General features: G+C 68.1%; 23 protein-coding genes. 16 read left to right on the forward strand and 7 right to left on the reverse strand.

The features are described 5' to 3' along the window. Nucleotides 1-4: 4 nt before the first annotated feature. Entirely contained in the window at nucleotides 5-1,516 is a 1,512-nt protein-coding gene (locus tag ACZ50N_RS09470) for an APC family permease (protein ID WP_046363457.1), read from the forward strand. After that, complete coding sequence (locus ACZ50N_RS09475; RefSeq protein ID WP_464475211.1) at nucleotides 1,516-3,528, forward strand: primary-amine oxidase; 2,013 nt, start codon at nucleotides 1,516-1,518, stop codon at nucleotides 3,526-3,528. The genes ACZ50N_RS09470 and ACZ50N_RS09475 overlap by 1 nt, the downstream gene beginning before the upstream one ends. A 180-nt stretch (nucleotides 3,529-3,708) precedes the next feature. Here the strand turns inward: ACZ50N_RS09475 and ACZ50N_RS09480 are convergent, their stop codons facing one another. Then, complete coding sequence (locus ACZ50N_RS09480) at nucleotides 3,709-4,134, reverse strand: MarR family winged helix-turn-helix transcriptional regulator (protein ID WP_464475212.1); 426 nt, start codon at nucleotides 4,132-4,134, stop codon at nucleotides 3,709-3,711. Between the two features lie 37 nt (nucleotides 4,135-4,171). On the opposite strand from ACZ50N_RS09480, the gene ACZ50N_RS09485 reads away from it, so the two are divergent. The 5 genes from ACZ50N_RS09485 to rlmN all read left to right on the forward strand — a co-directional run bounded on the left by ACZ50N_RS09485 (nucleotide 4,172) and on the right by rlmN (nucleotide 8,340). After that, entirely contained in the window at nucleotides 4,172-4,858 is a 687-nt protein-coding gene (locus ACZ50N_RS09485; RefSeq protein ID WP_464475213.1) for a class I SAM-dependent methyltransferase, read from the forward strand. A gap of 107 nt (nucleotides 4,859-4,965) precedes the next feature. Beyond that, nucleotides 4,966-5,718, forward strand: a complete 753-nt coding sequence (pyrH, locus tag ACZ50N_RS09490; protein WP_046363461.1) for a UMP kinase — start codon at nucleotides 4,966-4,968, stop codon at nucleotides 5,716-5,718. A 55-nt stretch (nucleotides 5,719-5,773) separates the two neighbouring features. After that, nucleotides 5,774-6,331 (forward strand): ribosome recycling factor, encoded by a 558-nt coding sequence (gene frr, locus ACZ50N_RS09495; protein ID WP_464475214.1) that lies wholly within the window; start codon nucleotides 5,774-5,776, stop codon nucleotides 6,329-6,331. 1 nt (nucleotide 6,332) lies between these two features. Next, nucleotides 6,333-7,214: a phosphatidate cytidylyltransferase gene (locus ACZ50N_RS09500; protein ID WP_464475215.1), complete on the forward strand. Its 882-nt coding sequence runs from the start codon at nucleotides 6,333-6,335 to the stop codon at nucleotides 7,212-7,214. 16 nt (nucleotides 7,215-7,230) lie between these two features. Next, entirely contained in the window at nucleotides 7,231-8,340 is a 1,110-nt protein-coding gene (rlmN, locus tag ACZ50N_RS09505; RefSeq protein WP_464475216.1) for a dual-specificity RNA methyltransferase RlmN, read from the forward strand. A 2-nt stretch (nucleotides 8,341-8,342) separates the two neighbouring features. Here the strand turns inward: rlmN and ACZ50N_RS09510 are convergent, their stop codons facing one another. Both ACZ50N_RS09510 and ACZ50N_RS09515 read right to left on the reverse strand, forming a co-directional pair. After that, nucleotides 8,343-9,356 (reverse strand): NADP-dependent oxidoreductase, encoded by a 1,014-nt coding sequence (locus tag ACZ50N_RS09510; RefSeq protein WP_464475217.1) that lies wholly within the window; start codon nucleotides 9,354-9,356, stop codon nucleotides 8,343-8,345. 46 nt (nucleotides 9,357-9,402) lie between these two features. Continuing rightward, a complete protein-coding gene (locus ACZ50N_RS09515; protein WP_464475218.1) occupies nucleotides 9,403-10,200 on the reverse strand; it encodes an acyl-CoA thioesterase in 798 nt (265 codons plus the stop codon). 108 nt (nucleotides 10,201-10,308) lie between these two features. On the opposite strand from ACZ50N_RS09515, the gene ACZ50N_RS09520 reads away from it, so the two are divergent. Continuing rightward, nucleotides 10,309-11,733, forward strand: a complete 1,425-nt coding sequence (locus tag ACZ50N_RS09520; RefSeq protein ID WP_464475219.1) for a WS/DGAT/MGAT family O-acyltransferase — start codon at nucleotides 10,309-10,311, stop codon at nucleotides 11,731-11,733. A 21-nt stretch (nucleotides 11,734-11,754) separates the two neighbouring features. Here the strand turns inward: ACZ50N_RS09520 and ACZ50N_RS09525 are convergent, their stop codons facing one another. Further along, nucleotides 11,755-12,009: a DUF2631 domain-containing protein gene (locus ACZ50N_RS09525; protein ID WP_046363468.1), complete on the reverse strand. Its 255-nt coding sequence runs from the start codon at nucleotides 12,007-12,009 to the stop codon at nucleotides 11,755-11,757. Between the two features lie 61 nt (nucleotides 12,010-12,070). On the opposite strand from ACZ50N_RS09525, the gene ACZ50N_RS09530 reads away from it, so the two are divergent. Next, on the forward strand, nucleotides 12,071-12,919 hold the full coding sequence (locus ACZ50N_RS09530) for a mycofactocin-coupled SDR family oxidoreductase (protein WP_464475220.1): 849 nt from the start codon (nucleotides 12,071-12,073) through the stop codon (nucleotides 12,917-12,919). 9 nt (nucleotides 12,920-12,928) lie between these two features. Here ACZ50N_RS09530 and ACZ50N_RS09535 read toward each other — a convergent pair whose 3' ends face one another. From ACZ50N_RS09535 to ACZ50N_RS09545, 3 genes are all read right to left on the reverse strand, one after another. Next, nucleotides 12,929-14,272, reverse strand: a complete 1,344-nt coding sequence (locus ACZ50N_RS09535) for a cryptochrome/photolyase family protein (RefSeq protein ID WP_464475221.1) — start codon at nucleotides 14,270-14,272, stop codon at nucleotides 12,929-12,931. Nucleotides 14,273-14,380: 108 nt separating this feature from the next. Continuing rightward, nucleotides 14,381-14,959 (reverse strand): fasciclin domain-containing protein, encoded by a 579-nt coding sequence (locus ACZ50N_RS09540; protein WP_073683599.1) that lies wholly within the window; start codon nucleotides 14,957-14,959, stop codon nucleotides 14,381-14,383. A 38-nt stretch (nucleotides 14,960-14,997) separates the two neighbouring features. Continuing rightward, entirely contained in the window at nucleotides 14,998-15,681 is a 684-nt protein-coding gene (locus tag ACZ50N_RS09545; protein ID WP_046363472.1) for a fasciclin domain-containing protein, read from the reverse strand. Between the two features lie 163 nt (nucleotides 15,682-15,844). Between ACZ50N_RS09545 and dxr the strand changes: the two genes are divergently transcribed. The 7 genes from dxr (at nucleotide 15,845) to ACZ50N_RS09580 (ending at nucleotide 23,619) form a co-directional block, all read left to right on the forward strand. Further along, entirely contained in the window at nucleotides 15,845-16,999 is a 1,155-nt protein-coding gene (dxr, locus tag ACZ50N_RS09550) for a 1-deoxy-D-xylulose-5-phosphate reductoisomerase (protein ID WP_073683598.1), read from the forward strand. A gap of 29 nt (nucleotides 17,000-17,028) precedes the next feature. Beyond that, the gene (locus tag ACZ50N_RS09555; protein WP_046363474.1) at nucleotides 17,029-18,273 is read left to right on the forward strand and encodes a M50 family metallopeptidase; all 1,245 of its coding nucleotides are present in this window, start codon (nucleotides 17,029-17,031) and stop codon (nucleotides 18,271-18,273) included. A gap of 10 nt (nucleotides 18,274-18,283) precedes the next feature. Continuing rightward, entirely contained in the window at nucleotides 18,284-19,453 is a 1,170-nt protein-coding gene (gene ispG, locus ACZ50N_RS09560; protein ID WP_048425340.1) for a flavodoxin-dependent (E)-4-hydroxy-3-methylbut-2-enyl-diphosphate synthase, read from the forward strand. Between the two features lie 50 nt (nucleotides 19,454-19,503). Continuing rightward, nucleotides 19,504-20,370: a GNAT family N-acetyltransferase gene (locus ACZ50N_RS09565; protein ID WP_464475222.1), complete on the forward strand. Its 867-nt coding sequence runs from the start codon at nucleotides 19,504-19,506 to the stop codon at nucleotides 20,368-20,370. Continuing rightward, nucleotides 20,367-21,044: a GNAT family N-acetyltransferase gene (locus ACZ50N_RS09570; protein WP_048425341.1), complete on the forward strand. Its 678-nt coding sequence runs from the start codon at nucleotides 20,367-20,369 to the stop codon at nucleotides 21,042-21,044. Before ACZ50N_RS09565 ends, ACZ50N_RS09570 begins: the two co-directional genes overlap by 4 nt. 129 nt (nucleotides 21,045-21,173) lie before the next feature. Further along, complete coding sequence (locus tag ACZ50N_RS09575; protein WP_464475223.1) at nucleotides 21,174-22,997, forward strand: penicillin-binding transpeptidase domain-containing protein; 1,824 nt, start codon at nucleotides 21,174-21,176, stop codon at nucleotides 22,995-22,997. A 43-nt stretch (nucleotides 22,998-23,040) separates the two neighbouring features. After that, nucleotides 23,041-23,619, forward strand: a complete 579-nt coding sequence (locus tag ACZ50N_RS09580) for a DUF1707 SHOCT-like domain-containing protein (RefSeq protein ID WP_046364913.1) — start codon at nucleotides 23,041-23,043, stop codon at nucleotides 23,617-23,619. Nucleotides 23,620-23,657 lie beyond the last annotated feature (38 nt).

Here is a 23,657-nt window from a genome sequence, read left to right on the forward strand (position 1 = left end):
ACGTATGACGCAGACCGAGCCCGCGCCGCCCGTGGGGCGCGACGCCTTGATGACCACCGAACTGGTTCCTGAACAGATTCTGCCCAAGGTGATGACGACGTTCGGCCTCACCGCGGCCTACGTGTTCATCATCTGCTGGGTCACCGGATCGTCGGTGATGGCCGCCGGCGGGTGGACCGCCATCCCGATGTGGGTGCTGGGCATTCTGACCTTCCTGATCCCGGCCGGCATGGCGGTCGTGGAGCTGGGCAACCTGTGGCCCGGTCAGGGCGGGGTGTACATCTGGGCCACCCGCACCATGGGCGAGACCTGGGGATTCATCGGCGGTTACCTGTCCTGGGTTCCCGTGATCCTCAACGCCGCATCGTCACCGGCGGTGGTGCTGCAATTCCTGCTGCTCGCCTTCCACACCGAACTCGGTCTGACCACGAGCATCATCCTGCAGCTGGTGATCCTGTGGACGGTGATCGGCCTCGCTCTCGCGAAACTGGCGGCCAATCAGAAGATCATGAACATCGTCTTCGTGGTGTACGGCGTCCTGACGCTGACGATCTTCGTCTGCGGACTGCTCTTCGCGGTCAACAACGGCTCGGGCACGCCGTTCAGCTGGGCCGAGGCCACCGTCCCGAACTTCGCGGTTGCCGGATTCCTCTATGGCACGGTGCTACTGTACCTGCTCGGAGTCGAGACGCCCTACAACATGGGTGCGGAGTTCCTGTCGGTGCGCAAGAGCGGGCCCAAGATGATCCTGTGGGGATCGGCCGCGCTCGTCGCGATCTATCTGCTCACCACGCTGGGCACCATGATGGCGCTGCCCAGCGACGAGATCGACCCGGTGACCGGCGTGATCGGCATGCTCGACGTCGCCGGATTCCCCGGCCTGATGGAGGTCTGCGCGGTCGTGCTCGCGTTCATCATCATCGTCGCGCTGATGACCTACCAGGTGGCGTACTCCCGGCTGATCTTCGTGTCCGGTCTGGAACGGCATCTGCCGCGCCTGTTCACCCATCTCAACCCGCGCACCCGTAACCCGGTGACCGCGATCCTGATCCAGGGCGTCATCTCGTCGCTGATCCTGGTCGGGTTGTACTCGCAGAGCAGCATGGCCAACGTGACGATCTACCTGCAGGGCGGGCTGTCGACGGTGTGGTTGCTGTCGGGCTTCTTCTTCCTGTTCCCTGTGATCATCGCCCGCCGCAAGTACGCCGATCGCTATGCCAACGAACAGTTCTGGCGCATCCCCGGCGGCATGGTCGGTGTGTGGATCACCGTCGTGGTGGGCACGGTGGCCACCATCGGCGGCGTCTACTACTCGTTCGTCACCCCGTGGATCGACGTGCCGTCGGCGACGTGGATGACCTGGGTGGGCGGCATCAGCCTGGGTATGTTCGCGCTCGGCCTGATCGTCTATGTCTTCGGGCGGCGTTCGGCGCACAAGGTCTCCAAGGAAGATTCGCTGGCGCACCTCGCCGTCTTCGACCTCACCGACAAGGACAAGACAGAAGGGGCCGTCTGATGACGATGGAGGACACCCGTACGCGCGCCGACGATGGTGCCGCGGTCGGCCGTTATCCGCTCGATCCGCTCACCGGCGCCGAGATCGAGGCGGCCGCTGAGATCGTGCGGTCGAGCGAATACGGTACGCCGACACTGAAATTCGTGATGATCTACCTCGCGGAACCGGCGAAGACGCCCACGCTGACCTTCGCGGACATCGAGGTTGCCCGGTGCGCGTTCGTCTCGATGTACGACGCCGCGGCCAAGATGGTCTACGAGGCGGTGGTCAACCTGGGCGCCCGTCTCATCGAATCGTGGACGCCTGTGCCGGGCCGGTTCCCGTCCTACCTCGTCGAGCACATGACCGGGGTCGAGGAGAAGGTCCGGGAGGATCCGCGCTGGCAGGACGCGATGCGCAAGCGTGGCGTTACCGACTTCAGCCTCGCGATGATCGATCCGTGGCCGGCCGGCTATTACGGTAGCGCAGACCATTACGACAACTCGGCGCTGATCTGCCGGCCGCTGACGTTCATGCGTGCCGCGCCCTCGGAACACGGATACGCCCGCCCGGTCGAGGGGCTGATCGTCACGTTCGACCTCGATGCCATGACCGTGCTCGACGTGGAGGACCACGGGGTGGTGCCCATGCCGCCGACGGCGGGCAACTACTCCGAGCAGTTCATGTTCGACGCCAACAACCGACCGGCGTTCACACAGTTCCGGGACGACGTGAAGCCGATCGAGATCACCCAGCCGGACGGCCCGAGCTTCACCGTCGACGGCTGGAACGTCACCTGGCAGAAATGGTCGCTGCGCATCGGGTTCAATCCGCGTGAGGGCGTCACACTGCACGAGGTCACCTACACCGACCGTGGTGTCACCCGGCCGATCCTCTACCGCGGATCGCTGTCGGAAATGGTTGTGCCCTATGGGGACACCTCACCGACGCACTGGAACAAGAACGTCTTCGACATGGGCGAAGTGGGGATGGGATTCTCCGCCAACCCGCTGACGCTGGGCTGCGACTGTCTGGGCGAGATCTTCTACTTCGACGGCACGGTCAACGATTCGGCAGGCAACGCGGTGACGATCCCGAACGCGATCTGCATGCACGAGGAGGACTACGGGATCTCCTGGAAGCACACCGACTTTCGCACCGAGGAGGTGGAGGTCCGGCGGTCGCGCCGGCTGGTGATCTCGATGATCTGCACCGTCGGCAACTACGAGTACGGGTTCTTCTGGTACCTGTACAACGACGCCTCGATCGAGGTCGAGGTGAAGCTGTCCGGGGTGCTGACGACCGGTGCCGTCGCCGAGGGCGAGACTCCGCGGTGGGGCAAGATGGTCGCCCCTGGCATCTACGGTCCGAATCACCAGCACTTCTTCAACTTCCGACTCGACATGAGTGTCGACGGCCCCAACAACAGCGTGTACGAGGTGGATTCGATCCCGGAGCCAGATCCGGAGCTCAATCCACACCACAACGCCTGGATCGTGCAGGACACACTGGTGGAGTCGGAGGCTGACGGGGCCCGCGACTGGAACTGGTCGACAGGGCGGTACTGGAAGGTGACCAACCCGGAGAAAGTCAACGAACTCGGCAGCCCGGTGGCCTACAAGCTGGTGCCCAAGGACATCGTGCCGGTGATGGTGCAGGAAGGCTCCTACATCTACGACCGCGCGCGGTTCGTGCAGCACAACCTGTGGGTGACGAGATACGACCCCGAGGAGATGTTCGCGGCGGGCGACTACATGTACCAGTCGGCGGACGCGCAGGGCCTGCCGGAGTTCATTGCCGACGATGCTCCGCTGGAGAACACGGATGTGGTGCTCTGGTACACCCTCGGTGCCCATCACGTGGTGCGGCCGGAGGACTGGCCGGTGATGCCGTGTGCCTATGCGGGCTTCCACCTCAAGCCGATCGGCTTCTTCGACGGCAACCCCGCGTTGGACTTGCCGCCGTCACCACCCAAGGCGTGCCACATGAACCACAGCGGGCTGCCGGTGGCCGAGCGCGCGATGGAGTCCTGACCGCCCATCCCCGCGAGCGTGCGTGTCTGCGGCCGACACCCCCGGTTCAGGCGGGAGTACGTGCACGCTCGTCACGAAGCGGTGCGCACGAGCACGCGGTGCCCTGAAGGGTGAGCGTGCGAGAAGTTCGCGTCGAGGACGTCGTGTCGCATGCAGACACGCACTGTCGCGGGGAGGGGGTCAGCTCAGCGCGGAGAGGATGCGGCGCAGGTCACGCTGATCACGCTCTGACAGCGACCCCAGCACCCGCTGCTCGGCGTCCCGAATCCCGTCGTCGGTGCGCGCGAGCAGGGCCCGCCCGTCGCGGGTGAGCTCGGCGGGCAGCGCGCGGCCTGACGTGACCGCGGTCGGCCGCGAGACGAGGCCGCGTTCCTGCAGGCTGCGCACCACCATGTTCATCGCCTGTGGGGAGACCATCACGTCGCGGGCCAGATCGGCGTTGGACAGTCCGGGCTGCCGCGACAGGAGCCGCATGCAGATGTATTGCGGGAAGCTGAGATTCAGCGGCTCCAGGACAGCGGTCGTCACGTCGGCACGCAGCGCCGAGGCCAACCGGTGCAGCAGATAGCCCAGCGGGATGCCGTCGCGCTCGCCCATGTCAACCATCTTGACGCATATCAATCTAGTTGATACCAAGGATGGCATGACGAACCCCAGTGACGCGATGTTCGACGCCGCCTACCGCGGCGAAGCCGAGGAGATGGCCGGCGCTCGGCCGCCGTGGAGCATCGGTGAGCCGCAGCCCGAGATCCGCGCGCTGATCGACGCCGGCATCTGTCATGGTGATGTGCTCGACGCCGGCTGCGGCGAAGCGGCGGTGTCGATGTACCTCGCCGAACGGGGCTTGCGCACCGTCGGTCTGGATCAGTCGCCGACGGCCATCGAGCTCGCGCGCGCCGAGGCGGCCCGCCGCGGCCTGCGTGATGCCACCTTCGACGTGGCCGACATCAGTGCGTTCACCGGCTACGACGGCCAGTTCGGCACGATCATCGACTCGACGCTGTTCCACTCCATGCCGGTGGACTTGCGCGACGGCTACCAGCAGTCGATCGTGCGAGCCGCGGCTCCCGGGGCGACGTACGTCGTGCTCGTCTTCGATCGGGCCGCGATGCCCGCCGGCGGCCCGGTCAACGCGGTCACCGAGCCCGAGTTGCGCGAGGTGGTCGGCCGGTACTGGACGGTCGACGACATCCGCCCCGCCCGCATCCACGCCAACGTGCCGGAGTCTTTCGCCGCGCACTTCGCGGCCTTCGCCGGCGCGGACATCCGCGATGAGGCGTCAGGGCGCACATCGGTGGGCGCCTGGCTGCTGACCGCGCACGCGGGCTGACACACCCGGGCGCCCCTGAACGACGCGCGCGGCCTGCGATGAGGCAGGATGGGGGAGCCGTCCGCGGCACTCTCGGGGGCGGCCAAGCGCGAGCGAGAAGGAGTCGGATGGCGGACGGTACAGCCAACGGGGGCCCGGCATCGGTCTACAGGCCCGCCTATACCCGCGTACTGCTCAAGCTGGGCGGTGAGATGTTCGGCGGCGGCCAGGTCGGTCTCGACCCCGACGTCGTCGCCCTGGTCGCGCGTCAGATCGCCGAAGTGGTCCGGAGCGGCGTCCAGGTGGCGGTCGTGATCGGCGGAGGTAACTTCTTCCGCGGCGCCCAGCTGCAGCAGCGGGGTATGGAGCGCACTCGCTCCGATTACATGGGCATGCTCGGTACCGTCATGAACAGCCTTGCGCTGCAGGACTTCCTGGAGAAGGAAGGCATTGCCACGCGCGTGCAGACGGCCATCACCATGGGTCAGGTTGCCGAGCCCTACATCCCGTTGCGCGCACAGCGGCACCTGGAGAAGGGCCGTGTGGTGATCTTCGGCGCCGGCATGGGGTTGCCGTATTTCTCCACCGACACCACCGCTGCGCAGCGGGCGCTGGAGATCCGGGCGGAGGTCGTGTTGATGGCCAAGGCCGTCGACGGGGTGTTCACCGCCGACCCGCGCACCGATCCCGATGCCACGCTGCTGACGACCATCACGCACCGCGAGGTCATCGACCGCGGCCTGGCGGTGGCCGACGCGACGGCGTTCAGCCTCTGCATGGACAACAAGATGCCGATCATGGTGTTCAACCTGCTCACCGACGGCAATATCGCCCGCGCCGTCGCAGGTGAGAAGATCGGCACATTGGTCACCACCTCGTGATCAGTGATGTGATCGGTGATGTGACCGGCGAGCGACGCGACGGGAGAAGATTCAGGTGATCGACGAGACGCTCTTCGATGCCGAGGAGAAGATGGAGAAGGCGGTGTCGGTGGCCCGGGACGACCTGGCGGGCATCCGCACCGGTCGCGCCAACCCCGGCATGTTCAACCGGATCAGCATCGACTACTACGGCGCCGCCACCCCGATCACGCAGCTGTCGAGTATCAACGTCCCCGAGCCACGGCTCGTCGTCATCAAGCCCTACGAAGCCAACCAGCTGCGCCACATCGAGGACGCGATCCGCAATTCGGATCTGGGCGTCAACCCGTCCAACGACGGCAACGTCATCCGGGTCTCCATTCCTCAGCTGACCGAGGAGCGCCGCCGCGATCTGGTCAAGCAGGCCAAGGCCAAGGGGGAGGACGCCAAGGTCTCGGTGCGCAACGTTCGCCGCAAGGCGATGGAGGAACTGAGCCGCATCAAGAAGGACGGCGACGCCGGCGAGGACGAGGTGACCCGGGCGGAGAAGGACCTCGACAAGACGACCGCCCAGTACACGAGCCAGATCGACGACCTGGTGAAACACAAAGAAGGCGAGCTGCTGGAGGTCTGAGGTGACCGATCAGCAACCGACTCCTGTGGCAGACCAGCCGACCGACGTTCCACCGACGCAGAAGAAATCCCGCGCCGGCCGTAACCTGCCCGCCGCCATCGCGGTGGGCGTGGTGCTCGGCGCGATGGCGATCGGCATCCTGCTCTTCGCCCCGATCTGGTGGTTGCCGCTGCTGGCCGCGGCCATGGCAATCGCGACCCACGAGGTGATCCGGCGCCTGCGAGAGCACGGCTACGTGCTCCCGGTGATCCCGCTGCTGGTCGGCGGCCAGGCGATGATCTGGCTGACATGGCCCTTCGGTGTGGCCGGTCTACTCGGCGGCTATGGCGGCACGATCGTGGTCGCGATGGTGTGGCGGCTGCTCAAGCAGGGCCTGAACAGCCAGCCGGTCAACTACCTGCGCGACATCGCCGCCACCGTGCTGCTGGCCACCTGGGTACCGATGTTCGGTGCCTTCACGGCGCTGTTGATCTTCGCCGACGACGGTGGGGTGCGGGTGTTCACGGTGATCGCGACCGTGGTGTTCGCCGACATCGGCGGCTACGTCGCGGGTGTGCTGTTCGGCAAGCATCTGATGGCGCCCGCGATCAGCCCGAAGAAATCCTGGGAGGGGCTGGGCGGATCTCTGGTGTTCGGCGTCGCCGCCTCGGTGGTGTCGGTCACGTTCCTGCTCGGGAAGCCGGCCTGGGTCGGCGTCCCGCTCGGCCTGATGCTGGTGATCACCGGAGTGCTCGGCGACCTGGTCGAATCGCAGATCAAGCGCGATCTCGGCATCAAGGACATGGGCACGCTGCTGCCCGGTCACGGCGGTCTGATGGACCGCATCGACGCGATGCTGCCGTCCGCGGTGGCCGGATGGATCGTTTTGACGCTGTTGGCCTGAGATACTGGCTGCAGTCATGTCTGGTTCTGCCGGGGCTCCGTTGCCCCTTGTCTTCGATGCCCCGCGCCGCGCGATGCCGCCGCGGCACTTCGCCGACCTCGACGAGGCCGCGCGGGGGGCTGCGGTCGCCGAGCTGGGTCTGCCGGCGTTCCGCGGGAAACAGCTGGCCAATCAGTACTACGGCCGGTTGATCGCGGACCCGACGCAGATGACGGATCTGCCCGCCGCGGTGCGCGAACAGGTGGGCCAGACGCTGTTCCCGACGCTGTTTTCCGCGGCCCGGGAGATCGAGTGCGATGCGGGCGAGACCCGCAAGGTGTTGTGGCGGGCGGTGGATCAGACGACGTTCGAGTCGGTGCTGATGCGCTACCCGGATCGCAACACGGTGTGCATCTCCTCGCAGGCCGGCTGCGGCATGGCGTGCCCGTTCTGCGCCACGGGTCAGGGCGGTCTCAAGCGCAATCTGTCGGCGGCCGAAATTCTCGAGCAGGTGCGGTCGGCGGCTGCGGAGCTGCGGGAGCGGGACGGCTCGCGGTTGTCCAACATCGTGTTCATGGGGATGGGCGAGCCGCTGGCCAACTACAACCGCGTCGTCGCCGCGGTGCGGCGGATCGTCGCGCCCCCGCCGCAGGGGTTCGGCATCTCCGCGCGGTCGGTGACGGTGTCGACCGTCGGGCTGGCCCCGGCGATCCGCAAGCTCGCCGACGAGAAGCTCAACGTCACGCTCGCGCTGTCGTTGCACGCTCCCGACGACGAGCTGCGCGACACCCTGGTGCCGGTGAACAACCGGTGGAAGGTCACCGAAGCGCTCGACGCGGCGCGCTACTACGCCGACGCGACGGGTCGCCGCGTGTCGATCGAGTACGCGCTGATCCGCGACGTGAACGACCAGCCGTGGCGTGCTGATCTGCTCGGGAAGAAATTGCACGGCGCGTTGGGGCCGCTCGCCCACGTCAACCTGATCCCTCTGAACCCGACGCCGGGCAGCAAGTGGGACGCCAGCCCCAAGCCCGCGGAACGGGAGTTCGTGCGCCGCGTCCGTGAGCGCGGTGTCTCGTGCACGGTGCGCGACACCCGGGGCCGCGAGATCGCGGCTGCGTGTGGCCAATTGGCCGCGCAGGACTGACGTCAGCCGAGGCGGACCAGGGTCTTGCCGATGTTCGCTCCGGTGAAGAGCCCGTTGAGCGCGTCGACGCAGGACTCGATGCCCTCGTAGACGTGCTCGCGGTGCACCAGCAGGCCCTCGGCGTCCCAGCGCCGCAGTGCGGCGAACGCCTCGTCGAATCGCCCCCACTCGTCCAGGGCATTGAAGCCCTGCATGAGCGCGGTCTTGGCAAGCAGGTTGACGTAGTTCGCCGGCCCCGGATGCTCACCGGTCAGGTAGCTCGAGATGACCCCGCAGAGCACCACCCGCGCCTTGTGCGCCAGTCTGCCGAGCACTGCGTCGAGGATGGGTCCGCCGACGTTGTCGAAGTACACGTCGACGCCGCGGGGGCAGTGCGTCTTCAGTGCTGCGGGCAGGTCCTCGTTGCGGTAGTCGATGCACGCGTCGAAACCGAACTCCTCGACCACAGCACGGCACTTCTCCGGTCCGCCCGCGATGCCCACCACGCGGGCCCCGGCGATACGGGCGATCTGGCCCGCCACCGAACCCGTCGCCCCGCCTGCTGCGGACACCACGACGGTCTGCCCGGGCGCGGGCTTGCCGATACCGGTCATCCCGAAGTACGCGGTCGCGCCGGTCGGCCCGTACAGCGACATCACCGCGCGCTGGTCGACCTGCTCACCCGGCCCCGGCACCGGGGTGGTGAACAGGTCGTCGCGCACGATCGTGTACTCGGAGAACCCGGTCAGCGTCGTCACCACGTCGCCGACCGAATAAGCCGGACAACGCGATTCGACGACGACGCCGATGCCTGCGGCTCGGATCACCTCGCCGATGGCGACCGGTGGCAGGTAGCTCGGTTGGTCGTCGAGCCAGGTGCGGGCCGCGGCGTCGATGCCGACATAGGTGGTGCGGACCAACGCCTCCCCGTCGGCGGGGGTGGGCGCACTGGTCTCGACGAGTTCTGTGTCCTCCGGCGCAACGAGTCCGTGCGGTCGGCGGCGCAACACGATCTGGCGGTTCGTCAGCGTCGGCACGTCGGTAGAACCTACCGAAGGAGCAGCCGCGGCGGACCCGGTTGCGTCAGGGCCGCCACAGCGCTTCCTGCGTCGTCGACGCGACCAGCACCCCGTCCCGGTCGTAGAGCGAGCCCATCACCAGCCCCCGCGAGTCACTGTGGTTGCGCTGCACGACGTCATAGAGGTGCCAGTCGTGCGGGGCGAACGGGCGGTGGAACCACACCGAGTGGTCCAGGCTGGCGGCGTAACCGGTGCCTCGCGCGAGCGTGACACCGGACGGTCGGGCCACGGGGACGGGGCCGATGTCGGAGAGGAAGGTCAGCGTGCACGCGCGCACCAGCGGGTCGTCTTCGATCCGGTCGCGCGAGCGAATCCAGAACGGCGGCAACGCGAACCCCGTGTCGTCCGAGTCCTCGGTGCGGATCTCGAACGGGTCGAGGAATTCGAGGTCCACGATCTTCGGCTGGGCGTCGGAGAAGGCCAGTGACGCCGGCGCGACGGGCTGCTCGTCGGCTCCCGGTTCGGCGACGTGGAACGAGGCGATCATCTCGAGGATCACCGCGCCTGCCTGGACGGCGGTGACGCGGCGGGTGTCGAAGGACCGTCCGTCCCGGGTGCGCTCGACGCGGAATTCGAGGGGCTCGCGGTAGCGGCCGCCGCGCACGAAGTACACGTGGAGGGACTGCGGCAGTTTCTCGGCCGACACGGTGGCGCCGGCAGCGGCGAGCGCTTGCGCGGCGATCATCCCGCCGAACAACGTCGGGTTCGGTCCATCGGGCGGCGCTGCCACGGTGAAGACGTCACCCTCGCGGTGATCGAAAGTCAGCAGTTCGGCGATCCAGCTTTTCTCGACACGTGTCATCAACGGTGAACGCTATCGTGAGGTGCCGAAATCGCAGGGAATGGGTACCAGGTCCGGCAGTGCGGCGACGGGTTGGAGCGGGATGGCGAGCGTGGCAGGGGTGGGACAGTGAAGCGGCTCAACGGTGTGGACGCCATGATGCTGTACAGCGAGACACCCGAGATCCACATGCACACCCTCAAGATCGGGGTGCTCGATGTGTCCCAGATACCTGGCTACGATTTCGACCTCTTCCGGAAACTGGCGCTGCCCCGGCTGCACGCGCTGGCGCCGCTGCGATGCCAGCTCGTCGACATCCCCTTCAAACTGCACCATCCGATGTGGGTGCAGAACGCGGAGATCGACGTGGATTACCACATCCGCCGGGCCCGCGTCCGCGCTCCGGGTGGGCGCCGTGAACTCGACGAGTTGATCGGTGAGATCGCCAGTACGCCGTTGGACCGCTCGCGGCCGCTCTGGGAAATGTACGTCGCAGAAGGGTTGCCGAACAACAAGATCGCGGTGATCCACAAGGTGCACCACGTGCTCGCCGACGGGATGGCCTCGGCGAACCAGATGGCGATGGTCATCGGGGCCGAGGAGCCCGATGTGCGGGGCGCGCTGGCCGAGGCGCCCCCGGATTCGACCGCTGCGCTCAACTTGCTGCTCGCCGCGGGGCGCGACCATGCCCGCGGGCTGCGCAGGCTGCCCATGCTGCTGCGCGAGACCGCCGCGGGTGTGGCACGGGTGCGGCGCAGCGCCCGCGAGCGCGGGCCCCACCCGGACCTCGCGCGCAACTTCGCCCCACCGCCCACGTTCATCAACCACGTCGTGTCGCCGGTGCGGCGCTTCGCCACCGCGCCGTTGGCCCTGGCCGACGTCAAGGACACCGCGCGCCACCTCGGTGTGACGCTCAACGACATCGTGCTGGCGACGGCAGCCGGAGCGTTGCGATCACTGCAGCTGCGCTACGACGGCGCCGCCGAGGCGCCGCTCATCGCGGGCGTACCGGTCAGCGTCGACACGTCGCCCACGCGCATCATGGGTAACGAATTCACCTACATCACACCGTCTCTGCCCGTTCATATCGCCGATCCGCTCGAGCGGGTGCGGCTGACGGCGACGGCCACGTCGATCGCCAAGGAGAACCACCGACTGCTCGGGCCGACCCTGTTGCCGTCCTGGCTGTCGTATCTGCCGCCGGCGACGACGCCGCAGATCTTCCGGCAGCAGGCCCGACGGCTGGAGTCGTCATTGGTGATGAATCTGACGATCTCGAACGTGCCCGGTCCGCGCGAACGCGGGCTCGTGCAGGGGGCGACCGTGACAGAGATCTATTCGGTGGGGCCGATCGTCGCGGGGAGCGGCATGAACATCACGGTGTGGAGCTACGTCGATCAGCTGTCCATCTCGGTGCTCACCGACGATCGCACACTCGACGATCCGCACGAGGCGACCGACGCGCTCCTGGCCGCATTCGCCGAGATCCGCGCGGCGGCCGGCTTGTCGGAGACATTGACGCCAGTGGCCAGCGCGCTGCCGCTGGCGGTCTGACCGCCAGCGCGTGTCCCCGGTTTAGCGGGTGTCCTTGTTCCGGTGCAGATACCAGCTGCGCGCGACGTAGCCGAACAGCAGGAAAGCGCCGACGATCAGGAAGTAGTCCTCGACGTGACCCTGGTGGTTACCGTGGGTCATCAGCAGCAGGAAGAGCCCGGCGAACACCCCGCCGATCTGCTGGAGCCGGGGGTTCTCCTTCGACCAGCCCCACTCGGCGGACGGCACGTCCTCGACGTCGACACCTGTGTGTCGCTCCACCTCGGTGCTTGCCACGGCTGCTCCTCCGGTCTCGTGTGTTGGGGCCATTCTGACACAGCCCGTAGGCTGCCCGTCCATGGCAACCCAGCAGCCAGACGGGCCCTTCGTCGACCGGGTGGTGTTCATCACCGGCGCGGCCCGCGGGCAGGGCCGTGAGCACGCGGTCCGCTTCGCCGAGGCGGGCGCCGACATCATCGCCGTCGACCTGTGTGAGCAACTGGACAGCGTGGCCTACCCGATGGCCACCCCGGAGGATCTCGCCGAGACCGTGGCGCTGATCGAGAAAAGGGGCCGCCGCATCGTCGCCGAGCACTGCGACGTCCGGGACCGGGACCGGATGGCCGCCGTCGTCGCGCGTGGTGTCGACGAATTGGGCCGGCTGGACTTCGTGCTCGCCAACGCCGGGATCATGCCCGCACCGGGAGAGCAGGGTCGCGAGATCGGGGCGTACACCGACGCCGTCGACATCATGCTCAACGGCGTGTACTTCACCGTCGACGCTGCGCTGCCGGCGCTGCTGGCCAACCCCGACGGCGGTGCGATCGTGATCACCAGTTCGGCGGCCGGGCTCAAGGCCGTCAGCACCGACCTCGCCACCATGACCCACGGCGCGGCCGGCTACACCGCCGCCAAGCACGGCGTCGTCGGGTTGATGCGGCACTTCGCCACCTCGCTGGCCGCCCGCAACATCCGGGTCAACTCCGTGCACCCCGGCGGTGTCGCCACGCCGATGGTCATCAACGAGGCGATGGCCCAATTCGTCACGGAGAACCCGTCGTTCGGGGAGTCGCAGATGCCGCTGATGACGCTGCCGATGATGGAGCCGGCGAGCGTGACCGACGCGATCATGTTCCTGTGCGGCCCGTCCGGGCGCTACATCACCGGCGCCGCGCTGCCGATCGACGCCGGGTTGCAGCTGCGCTAGACCGGTTGCTCACCCGAGGCTGCTGTAGCGGCGCAGCGCCTCCTGGCGTTCCTGGCCGTGGTCGACGATCGGCTCCGGGTAGTCGTCGGGCCGGTTGTCCTCGAGCTTGTGGACGTTGTCGACGTCGGCCAATTCGGGCACCCAGCGCCGGATGTAGTCACCGTCCGGGTCGAACTTGGAGCCCTGAGTGGTCGGGTTGAACACGCGGAAGTACGGCGCGGCGTCGGTGCCGCAACCCGCCGCCCACTGCCAGCCGTGCTGGTTATTGGCCATGTCGCCGTCGACCAACTGCTCGAGGAACCACCGCGCTCCCCACTGCCACGGCAGATGCAGATCCTTGACCAGGAATGACGCCACGATCATCCGCACCCGGTTGTGCATGAATCCACTCTCGGCGAGCTGACGCATGCCTGCGTCGACGATCGGGAAGCCCGTTCGCCCCGCCTTCCACGCCTCGAACGCGGCCTTCGCCTCTTTGCCCTCGTCCACCTCGATCGCGTCGAACGCGGAGTTGAAGTTCCACCAGACGCTGCGCGGCCATTCCCACACCACCGAGGCATAGAAGTCGCGGAAAGCGAGCTCCCGCAGATACGCCGCGGCGCCCTTGCCGCGGCCCAGGTCGGCGGCCATCGTGCGCGGATGGATCGTGCCGAACTTCAGGTGGGCAGACATCCGGCTGGTGGCCGCCAGATCCGGGCGGTTGCGATCGTCGTCGTACCCGGACACCCCGTCGGCGAGGAACTTCTTCCATTGGTCTCTGGCAGCCTTCTCGCCTGCCGGCAGGTCGATCTCGGCTCCGTTTTTGTGACCCGTCGGGATCTTCACGGCCTTCGCGCCCTTGACGTCGCCGGGGTCGATCCAGTTCGCGCTCTTCGCGCTGGAGTCGGCCGGTGCGCGCCAGCCATGTTTTTGCCACGCCTTGAAGAACGGCGTGAACACCTTGTACGGTTCGCCGTCGTTCTTCGTGACGCGACCGGGGGACACCAGATACGGCGATCCGGTCGCTACGAACTCGATGTCGCCGAGGGCGTCGCGCACTTTCTCGTCGCGGGCCCGACCGAAGGGCGTGAAGTCGTCGGACACGTGCACCGCGGTCGCGCCGATGGCCTTGGCCAACTGCGGGATGCGGGAATGCGGAGCCCCGCGGGTCACCAGGAGTCGGCCGTCGAGGCTGTCGTGCAGATCGCGCAGCGCATCGTAGAGGTAGCGAAGCCGGCGCGGGCCTGCGGACTTCTCGAGACGGGGATCGAGGACGTAGCAAGCGAGCACGTCGCCATCGCCGTCGGCGGCGGCGAGCAGGGCGGGCAAGTCGGCGAGCCGCAGGTCGCGGCGGAACCACAGGACGGCGGGCATGGTCTAGATGCTGCCCTGTGCGGCTGCAACGGAAACGGAAACGACGTTGACGGATCGGTGACGCGAACGGGCCCCCGCCACAGCGGCGGGGGCCCGGACGCGATCAGGTCATGCCGGCGGCATCAGAACCGTATCGATTAGGTACACGGTCGCGTTGGCGGTCTTGACCCCGCCACACACCACCGAGGCGTTGTTGACCATCAGATGGTCAGGCGTACCCGTCACGGTCAGGTCGGCGCCCTGAACCGTCTTGTGGGTGCCCACCACCTGCGCGGGATCGGCCTGTCCCGGAACCACGTGGTAGGTCAGGATGTTGGTGAGCAGCGGCGCGTCCGTCTTCAGCTTCTCGATGGTCGCCGGATCCACCTTGGCGAACGCCTCGTCGGTCGGCGCGAACACCGTGAACTCGCCGCCGTTGAGCGTGTCGACGAGATTCACCTGCGGGTTGAGCTGGCCGGACACGGCCGCGGTCAGCGTCTTGAGCATCGGGTTGCTCGCCGCCGCTTCGGCGACGGGCGCCATCGACATGCCCTGAACCGAACCGGGGCCGACGGGATTCTGCTCGGCGTAGGCAGCGCAGCCGGGACCGGCCGGCTGGGCGGCCGCCGACGGGGCGGTACCCAGGATCAGGGCGGCAGCAGCAGCCGCGGTGAGGCCCAGCGTTGCTGCGTGTCGTGCTGTGGTCATGACGGTGTACTCCTGTTCTGTTCTGTCGATCCGATGGGTCAGGCGGCCGGGGGCATCAGGACCGTGTCGATCATGTAGACGGTCGCGTTGGCGGTCTTGACCCCGCCGCAGACCAGTCCGGCGTCATTGACCTTGAGGTCGTTACCGGCGCCGGTCACGTTGAGGTTCGCGCCCTGCACGGTCTTGTGCTCGCCCGCGACGGCGTCGGGCGCGGCCTGGCCGGGCACCACGTGGTAGGTGAGAATGCTGGTCAGCAGGTTGGAATCGGTCTTCAGCTTCTCGATGGTCGCGGGATCGATCTTCGCGAACGCGTCATCGGTGGGCGCGAACACGGTGAACTCCGAGCCGTTGAGGGTGTCGACGAGGTTGACGTTCGGGTTGAGCTGGCCGGACAGCGCCTGCGTCAGGGTCTTGAGCATCGGGTTGTTCGACGCGGCGACGGTGACCGGATCGGCTGACATACCGGCCACCGAACCCGGGCCCGAGGGCACCTGCTCGGCGTAGGCGGCGCAGCCCGACCCGATGAGGTTGGCGGCCGGATCGGCGGCGGCGCTCGTCGGCGAGGACGAGCTGCCGGTCGCGGATTCGACGGCCGACGAGGCGGCGCTGGTTGCCGACGACGCGGTGCTGGCGGCTTCCTCACTGGAGCACGCTGCTGCTCCGAAGATGGCCACGGCGGCCAGGCTCGCGGCGGTGACGGTCTTGCGCTTGACGGTGATCATCACGTGTTCCCTTCGGTTGGGCGGGCGTCGGTGCCCGTCCTTGACTGACGGGGGTTATTCACCGCTGTTCGCTTTTCGGATCGGTCGGGGGGCTTCCCGTCACACTTGCGTCACAGTCGCCTCACAGGTTCGGGTCCGGTTCCCGGCACGGCACAATGAACCCGTGACGCGACGCGTTCTGATCCTCGGCAGCACCGGATCGATCGGTACCCAGGCCCTCGACGTGATCGCCGCCAACCCCGATCAGTTCGAGGTCGTCGGGCTGGCTGCCGGCGGCGGCAACGTCGACCTGCTCGCCGAGCAGCGGGCGCGCACGGGCGTCACCAACATCGCCGTCGCTGACCCCGCTGCGGCCGACAAGCTCGGTGATGTCACCTTCTCGGGACCGGATGCCGTGACCCGCCTGGTGCGCGAGACCGAGGCCGACGTCGTGCTCAACGCGCTCGTCGGCGCCCTGGGATTGCAGCCGACGCTGGCGGCCCTGGACACCGGCGCCCGGTTGGCGCTGGCCAACAAGGAATCGCTGGTCGCCGGCGGGCCGCTTGTCGTCAAGGCCGCCGCTCCCGGGCAGATCGTGCCGGTCGACTCCGAGCATTCGGCGCTCGCGCAGTGCCTGCGCGGGGGCACCCCCGACGAAGTGGCGGCACTGGTGCTCACGGCGTCGGGCGGCCCGTTCCGCGGCTGGTCCGCCGATCAGCTCGAGGCGGTCACCCCGGAGCAGGCGGGGGCACACCCGACCTGGTCGATGGGTCCGATGAACACGCTGAACTCGGCGTCGCTGGTGAACAAGGGCCTCGAGCTCATCGAGACCCACCTGCTGTTCGGCGTCGCCTACGACCGCATCCAGGTGGTCGTCCACCCGCAGTCGATCGTGCACTCGATGGTCACGTTCACCGACGGCTCGACGCTGGCCCAGGCCAGCCCGCCGGACATGAAGTTGCCGATCGCCCTGGCGCTGGGCTGGCCGTCCCGGGTCGCCGGCGCCGCCGCTGCCTGCGACTTCACCACGGCGTCGACCTGGGAGTTCGAGCCGCTCGACGACGAGGTGTTCCCCGCGGTGGCCCTGGCCCGTGATGCCGGCCGGCGGGGCGGTTGTCTGACCGCGGTCTACAACGCCGCCAACGAAGAGTCGGCTGCGGCCTTCCTCGACGGCACGATCAGCTTCCCCTCGATCGTGCGCACCATCGATCACGTGCTGCGCGCTGCCGACCAGTGGGCCGCCGAACCAGCTACCGTGGACGATGTGCTCGACGCGCAGGACTGGGCGCGGATGCGCGCCCGACGCGCCATCGAGCACGATTTCGCAGGTACCAGCTAGGAGTAGGCGCAGACAGGGATGTTCAGACGATGATGTTCACGGTCGGCATCGTGCTCTTCGCACTGGCCATCCTGCTCTCGGTGGCTCTGCACGAATGCGGACACATGTGGGTCGCGCGTGCCACGGGCATGAAGGTGCGCCGGTACTTTGTCGGCTTCGGTCCGACGCTGTGGTCCACCAGACGACCCAACCGGCTCGGCTCGACCGAGTACGGCGTCAAGGCCGTCCCGCTGGGGGGCTTCTGCGACATCGCAGGCATGACCTCGGTCGAGGAACTCGACCCCGAGGACCGCCCGTACGCGATGTACCGGCAGAAGACGTGGAAGCGCGTCGCGGTACTCGCGGCCGGCCCGGGGATGAACTTCGTGATCGGCCTCGTGCTCATCTACGCGATCGCCGTCATCTGGGGGCTGCCGAACCTGCACCAGCCCACCAACGCGATGGTGGGGCAGACGTCGTGCGTCAAAGACGAAGTGACGCAAGGCAACCTGGGGGAGTGCGTGGCGGCCAGCCCTGCCGCGGCCGCAGGCATCCAGGCCGGGGACGTCATCGTCGCAGTCGGGGGCACCCCGGTGGCCAACTTCGACGAGATGTCCACCGCCGTACGCAAACTCAACGGTCCGACCGAGCTCACCGTGCAGCGTGACGAGAACGGGCAGACCCGTGAGTTCGTCACGACGGTCAACGTCACGCCCAGCCAGCGCTACATCAAGGGCGGTGCGCAGGACGGGGCCGAGCCGACACCGACGCAGGTCGGCACGATCGGGGTAGCCGCAGCCAGTTTCGGTCCCACCCAGTACAACCCGCTCTCCGCGGTCCCGGCGACCTTCGCCTTCACCGGCGATCTGGCCGTCGAGCTGGGCAAGTCACTGGCCAAGATCCCGACCAAGGTCGGGGCCCTGGTCCAGTCGATCGGCGGTGGCGAACGTGACCCGGAGACCCCGATCAGTGTGGTGGGCGCCAGCATCATCGGCGGTGACACCGTCGAGGCCGGGCTGTGGGTGGCGTTCTGGTTCTTCCTGGCCCAGCTCAACTTCGTGCTCGGCGCGGTGAACCTGGTGCCGCTGCTGCCCTTCGACGGCGGCCACATCGCTATCGCGCTGTACGAGAAGTTGCGCAATCTGTTCCGGACGGCGCGCGGCAAAGTGGCCGCCGCGCCGGTGAATTACCTCAAGCTGATGCCGGCCACCTACGTGGTGCTGGTGTTGGTGGTCGGCTACATGCTGCTGACCGTGACCGCCGACCTGGTCAACCCGATCAGGTTGTTCCAATAGGAAAGCTCTGATGACCTCTATCGGTTTAGGAATGCCGGCCGCGCCGGCGCCGGTTCTGGCTCCGCGCCGCACAACCCGTCAGCTCAAGGTCGGCGACGTCGGCGTGGGCAGCGACTCGCCGATCTCGGTGCAGTCGATGTGCACCACCAAGACCCACGACATCAACGCCACGCTTCAGCAGATCGCTGAGCTGACCGCGTCCGGATGCGACATCGTCCGCGTCGCCTGTCCCCGTCAGGAGGACGCCGACGCGTTGCCGATCATCGCCAAGAAAGCCAACATCCCGGTGATCGCGGACATCCACTTCCAGCCGAAGTACATCTTCGCCGCGATCGACGCCGGATGCGCCGCGGTCCGGGTGAATCCCGGCAACATCAAAGAGTTCGACGGCCGGGTCAAGGAGGTCGCCAAGGCGGCCGGCGCCGCGGGCATCCCGATCCGGATCGGCGTCAACGCCGGTTCGCTGGACAAGCGGATGCTGGAGAAGTACGGCAAGGCCACCCCGGAGGCGCTGGTCGAATCCGCGCTGTGGGAAGCCTCGCTGTTCGAGGAGCACGGCTTCGGCGACATCAAGATCAGCGTCAAGCACAACGATCCGGTGATCATGGTCGAGGCGTACGAACAGCTGGCCGCACAGTGCGACTATCCGCTGCACCTCGGCGTCACCGAGGCGGGCCCCGCCTTCCAGGGCACGATCAAGTCGGCCGTGGCCTTCGGCGCACTGCTGTCGCGCGGCATCGGCGACACCATCCGGGTGTCCCTGTCCGCGCCACCGGCCGAAGAGGTCAAGGTCGGCACTCAGATCCTGGAGTCGCTGAACCTGCGGCCCCGCGGTCTGGAGATCGTGTCGTGCCCGTCGTGCGGGCGCGCCCAGGTCGACGTCTACACGCTGGCGAACGAGGTGACCGCGGGACTGGAAGGCATGGACGTGCCGCTGCGGGTCGCGGTGATGGGGTGTGTGGTCAACGGGCCGGGCGAGGCGCGTGAGGCCGACCTGGGTGTGGCATCCGGCAACGGCAAGGGCCAGATCTTCGTCAAGGGTGAGGTGATCAAGACCGTGCCCGAGGCGCAGATCGTCGAGACACTGATCGAAGAGGCCATGCGGTTGGCCGCCGAGATGGGGGACACGGCCCAAGGATCCGAGGATGCCAGCGGTTCGCCGATTGTGACCGTAAGCTGAACGCACGGTCCTGTTAGGGCTGCACAAGGGTCGTCGCAGAAAGAGTCCAGATGTCGGCTCCTCCGCTTTTTCGCCTCGTTGACGAGCGAAGGGTGTCGGTGGTGCGCGACATCCGTGACATGACTGCCGTCCGGCAGGTCCTCGACGACGATCCGGTCGCCTCCTGCATGGTGGCGTCGCGGGTCGCCGAGCACGGCATCGAACCGTCGGCCATCGGTGGCGAGCTGTGGACGCGCCGGCGGGCCAGCGAATCTCTTTGCTACGCCGGTGCCAACCTGATCCCGCTGCGCGGGGCGGCGGGTGATCTGAATGCGTTCGCGGACAAGGCGATGAGCACCTCACGGAGGTGCTCGTCACTGGTCGGGCGCGCAGAGCTGGTGCTGCCGATGTGGCAGCGGCTCGAGCCGGTCTGGGGTCCGGCTCGTGACGTTCGCGCTCACCAGCCGTTGATGGCGCTGGGCACCGCACCCTCGTGCGCGGTGGATCCGGCCGTCCGGCAGGTGCGGATGGACGAGCTCGACGCGTACCTGGTCGCCGCGATCGACATGTTCATCGGCGAGGTCGGCATCGATCCGCGCATCGGCGATGGCGGCCGCGGGTATCGCCGCCGGGTCGCCGGACTGATCGCCGCCGGGCGGGCGTGGGCCCGCTTCGACCGCGGACAGGTGGTGTACAAAGCCGAGGTGGGTTCTCAGTCACCGGCTGTCGGCCAGATACAGGGCGTGTGGGTGCACCCGGACCTGCGCGGCCGCGGCATCGGCACCGGGGGTACGGCGACCGTCGCCGCTGCCGTCGTGGCGAGCGGGCGTATCGCGAGCCTGTACGTGAACAGCTTCAACACGGTCGCGCGCGCCACCTACGCGCGCATCGGCTTCACCGAGGTCGCCTCCTTCGCCACGGTGTTGCTGGACTGGTGACCGATCAGGACGCGGCGCAGCGCACGATCGTCGCCGACGCAATGGTGCGCGCGTTGGAGCGCCGCCACGACGTGCTCGACGCGGTGGTGGCCTCCGAGGACTACGACGCCGCGATCGAAGCGCTGTCCGATCTGCTCGACACCACCTCCGAGGCGGCCGAGGCGGTGCTGCGGTTGTCGTTCGATCGGCTGACCCGGGTGTCGCGGCGCCGCATCGCCGCGGAGTTGGACAGTCTGACCAGTCAGCAGTCGGTGCGTGCACCGGCTGAGCAGACGCCGGGCTCGGCGCGCCGGCTGCGGCTGCGGCCGTTCTGCGCGGATCTCGATCAGGACATCTTCGCCGCCAGGACCGACGACGTCCGCGCAGCCGGGGACGGTACCGACGCGCCTCCGCGCGATCTGGCCGACGAGATCCGCGACGCGGTGAGCAGGGTCGCGGCCGAGGAGGCGGCCTGGTTGGTCGCCGAGGTCGGCAGCACCACATCGGGCACCGTCAAGGTCGGCATGGTGTTCGGCGAGTTGTCCGGCGGCGAGGTCGACGTGCGGATCTGGGTTCACCCCGACCACCGCAAGCAGGGGTACGGCACCGCGGCGCTGCGGACGTCGCGCTCGGAGATGGCGGCCTACTTCCCGGCCGCGCCCCTCGTGGTGCGGGCCCCGGCCGCCGGCGCCTGATCTTTCCCCGTCGAGATCGACGAAACCGTCGATTTCTCTCGCACTTTTGCGCCCAAACGTCGGTTTGGGCGGTTGTGACGCGGTGCGCCTGCGGCGATATCGGATCGTTACTTCATAACATCAGTCCCAATGGTCACAAGAGTCTCTTCCGCATCACTAGGGGCGCGCTGGGCGGCAATCGTCAGCGTCGTCGTCCTGGCCCTGACGCTCGGCGCTTGCACCCCGCGGCCCGACGGACCCGAACCCACCGCCGAAGCGTTCTTCGACGCGCTCGCCACCGGCGACACCAGCGCCGCGGCCGCGCTGGCCGACCGGCCCGACGCGGCCCGCGAGGCGCTCAACGAGGCGTGGGCCGGCCTGCAGGCCAAGGCCCTCGACGCGCAGATCCTCAGCGCCAAATACGCCGAGGACACCGGCAGCATCGCCTACCGCTACACCTGGCACCTGCCCAAGGACCGGAGCTGGACCTACGACGGCCAGCTCAACATGATCCGTGAAGAGGGTCGCTGGCAGGTGCGGTGGACAGCCACCGGGCTGCATCCGCGCCTCGGCGAGAACCAGACGCTCGCCCTGCGCGCGGATGCGCCGCCGCGGGCCTCGGTCAACGAACGCAGCGGCACCACGGTGCTGGTCCCGGGCTACCGCTACGGGTTCGCTCTCGACGCCAAGGCCGCGGGCGAGCAGCTGATGCCGACGGCACGTGCGGTCGCCGACGCGCTGCGTCCATTCGACAACACCCTCGATCCTCAGCGGCTCGCCGAGCAGGCCAGCTCGACGGCCGGACCACTGAACCTGGTGACGCTGCGTCAGGCGGACCGCGACGCCGTCGCCGGGGCGATCGGCACCCTGCCCGGAGTCGTGATCACTCCGCAGCCCGAGATGGTGCCCACCGATGAACATTTCGCGCCTGCCCTGATCGACGAAGTGAAGAAGACGGTCTCCGACGAACTCGACGGAGCGCCGGGCTGGCGAGTGGTCACGGTCAACCAGAACGGGGTGGACGTCGACGTCCTCAACGAGGTGCCGGGGACACCCGCTCCGTCGATCAACATCAGCCTGGACCGGGCCGTGCAGAACGCGGCGCAGAACGCGGTGGACTTCACCGGCAAGCAGGCCATGATCGTGGTCATCAAGCCGTCGACGGGCGAGATCCTCGCCGTCGCCCAGAACGGCGCCGCCGACCGCGAGGGCCCGCTCGCGACGATGGGTCTCTACCCGCCGGGGTCGACGTTCAAGATCGTCACCGCGGGCGCGGCGATCGAGCGGGACATGGCCACCCCCAACACGCTGCTCGGGTGCCCCGGTCACCTCGACATCGGGCACCGCACCGTCCCCAACTACGGCGGCTTCGACCTGGGCACCGTCCCGATGTCGCGGGCATTCGCGAGCTCCTGCAACACCACGTTCGCCGAGCTGGCCAGCCGTATGCCGCCGCGCGGGCTCACCCAGGCCGCCTCGCAGTACGGCATAGGCCCGGATTACAAGATCGCCGGGCTGTCCACCGTCAGCGGCTCCGTGCCCCCCACGGTCAATCTCACCGAGCGCACCGAGGACGGCTTCGGCCAGGGCAAGGTGCTGGTCAGCCCGTTCGGCATGGCGCTGGCGGCCGCGACCGTCGCGGCCGGGCACACTCCGGTGCCGCGGTTGATCGCCGGCCGCGAGACCGAGATCAGCGGCGACCGCCAGCAGATCCCCGTGGGCGTGGTCGACAACCTGCGGCCGATGATGCGGCTCGTCGTCACCAACGGCACCGCGAAGGACCTGCAGGGCGCGGGCGACGTCCGTGGCAAGACCGGCGAGGCCGAGTTCGCCGGCGGCTCGCACTCCTGGTTCACCGGGTATCGGGGCGACATGGCGTTCTCGGCGCTGATCGTCGGCGGTGGGAGTTCGGAGTACGCGGTGCGCATGCTCAAGGGCATGCTCGACTCGTTGCCGCCCGACTACCAGGCCTGACGGCAGCGCTGCAGACGCGGCCCGGCGGTACGGTGGATCCGTCATGACCGATATCGAGATGCGGATCTCCGACGCCGACCGCAACGGCACCCTGCGCCGACTGCACAACGCTGTCGCGCTCGGCCTGCTCGACATCGACGAGTTCGAAGAGCGCTCGGCGATGGTGTCGCGGGCCCGGTTGCCGTCCGACCTCGATGCCCTCGTCGGTGATCTGCCCGGCCCGGGGGCGATCGTGGCCTCGGCTGCCGACCGCGTGGAGCTGCGCGGGGTGTTCGGCTCGCTGAGGCGGCAGGGCGAGTGGGTCGTGCCGACCCGGCTGGCGCTGTACCGGCGGATGGGCTCGGTGGAGCTCGACCTCACCAGAGCGCGGTTCGCCGGACCGATCGTCATCATCGAGCTCGACATGAAGTTCGGCGGTCTCGATCTGCGCCTGCCCGACGGCGCCAGCGCTTCCATCGACGACGTGGAGGTCAACGTCGGCAGCGCCACCGACCACCGCAAAGAAGCTCCCGCGGAGGGCAATCCGCACGTGGTGCTGACCGGCAAGGTGGTGTGCGGCTCGGTCGACATCCGCGGGCCGCAGAAGTCCTGGCGGGTCGGCCTGCCCCGGCGCGGCCACTGATCAGCAGACGTGGGGGGATCTCCCGGCGTCTAGCATTG

This window comes from Mycolicibacterium obuense (assembly GCF_055397605.1).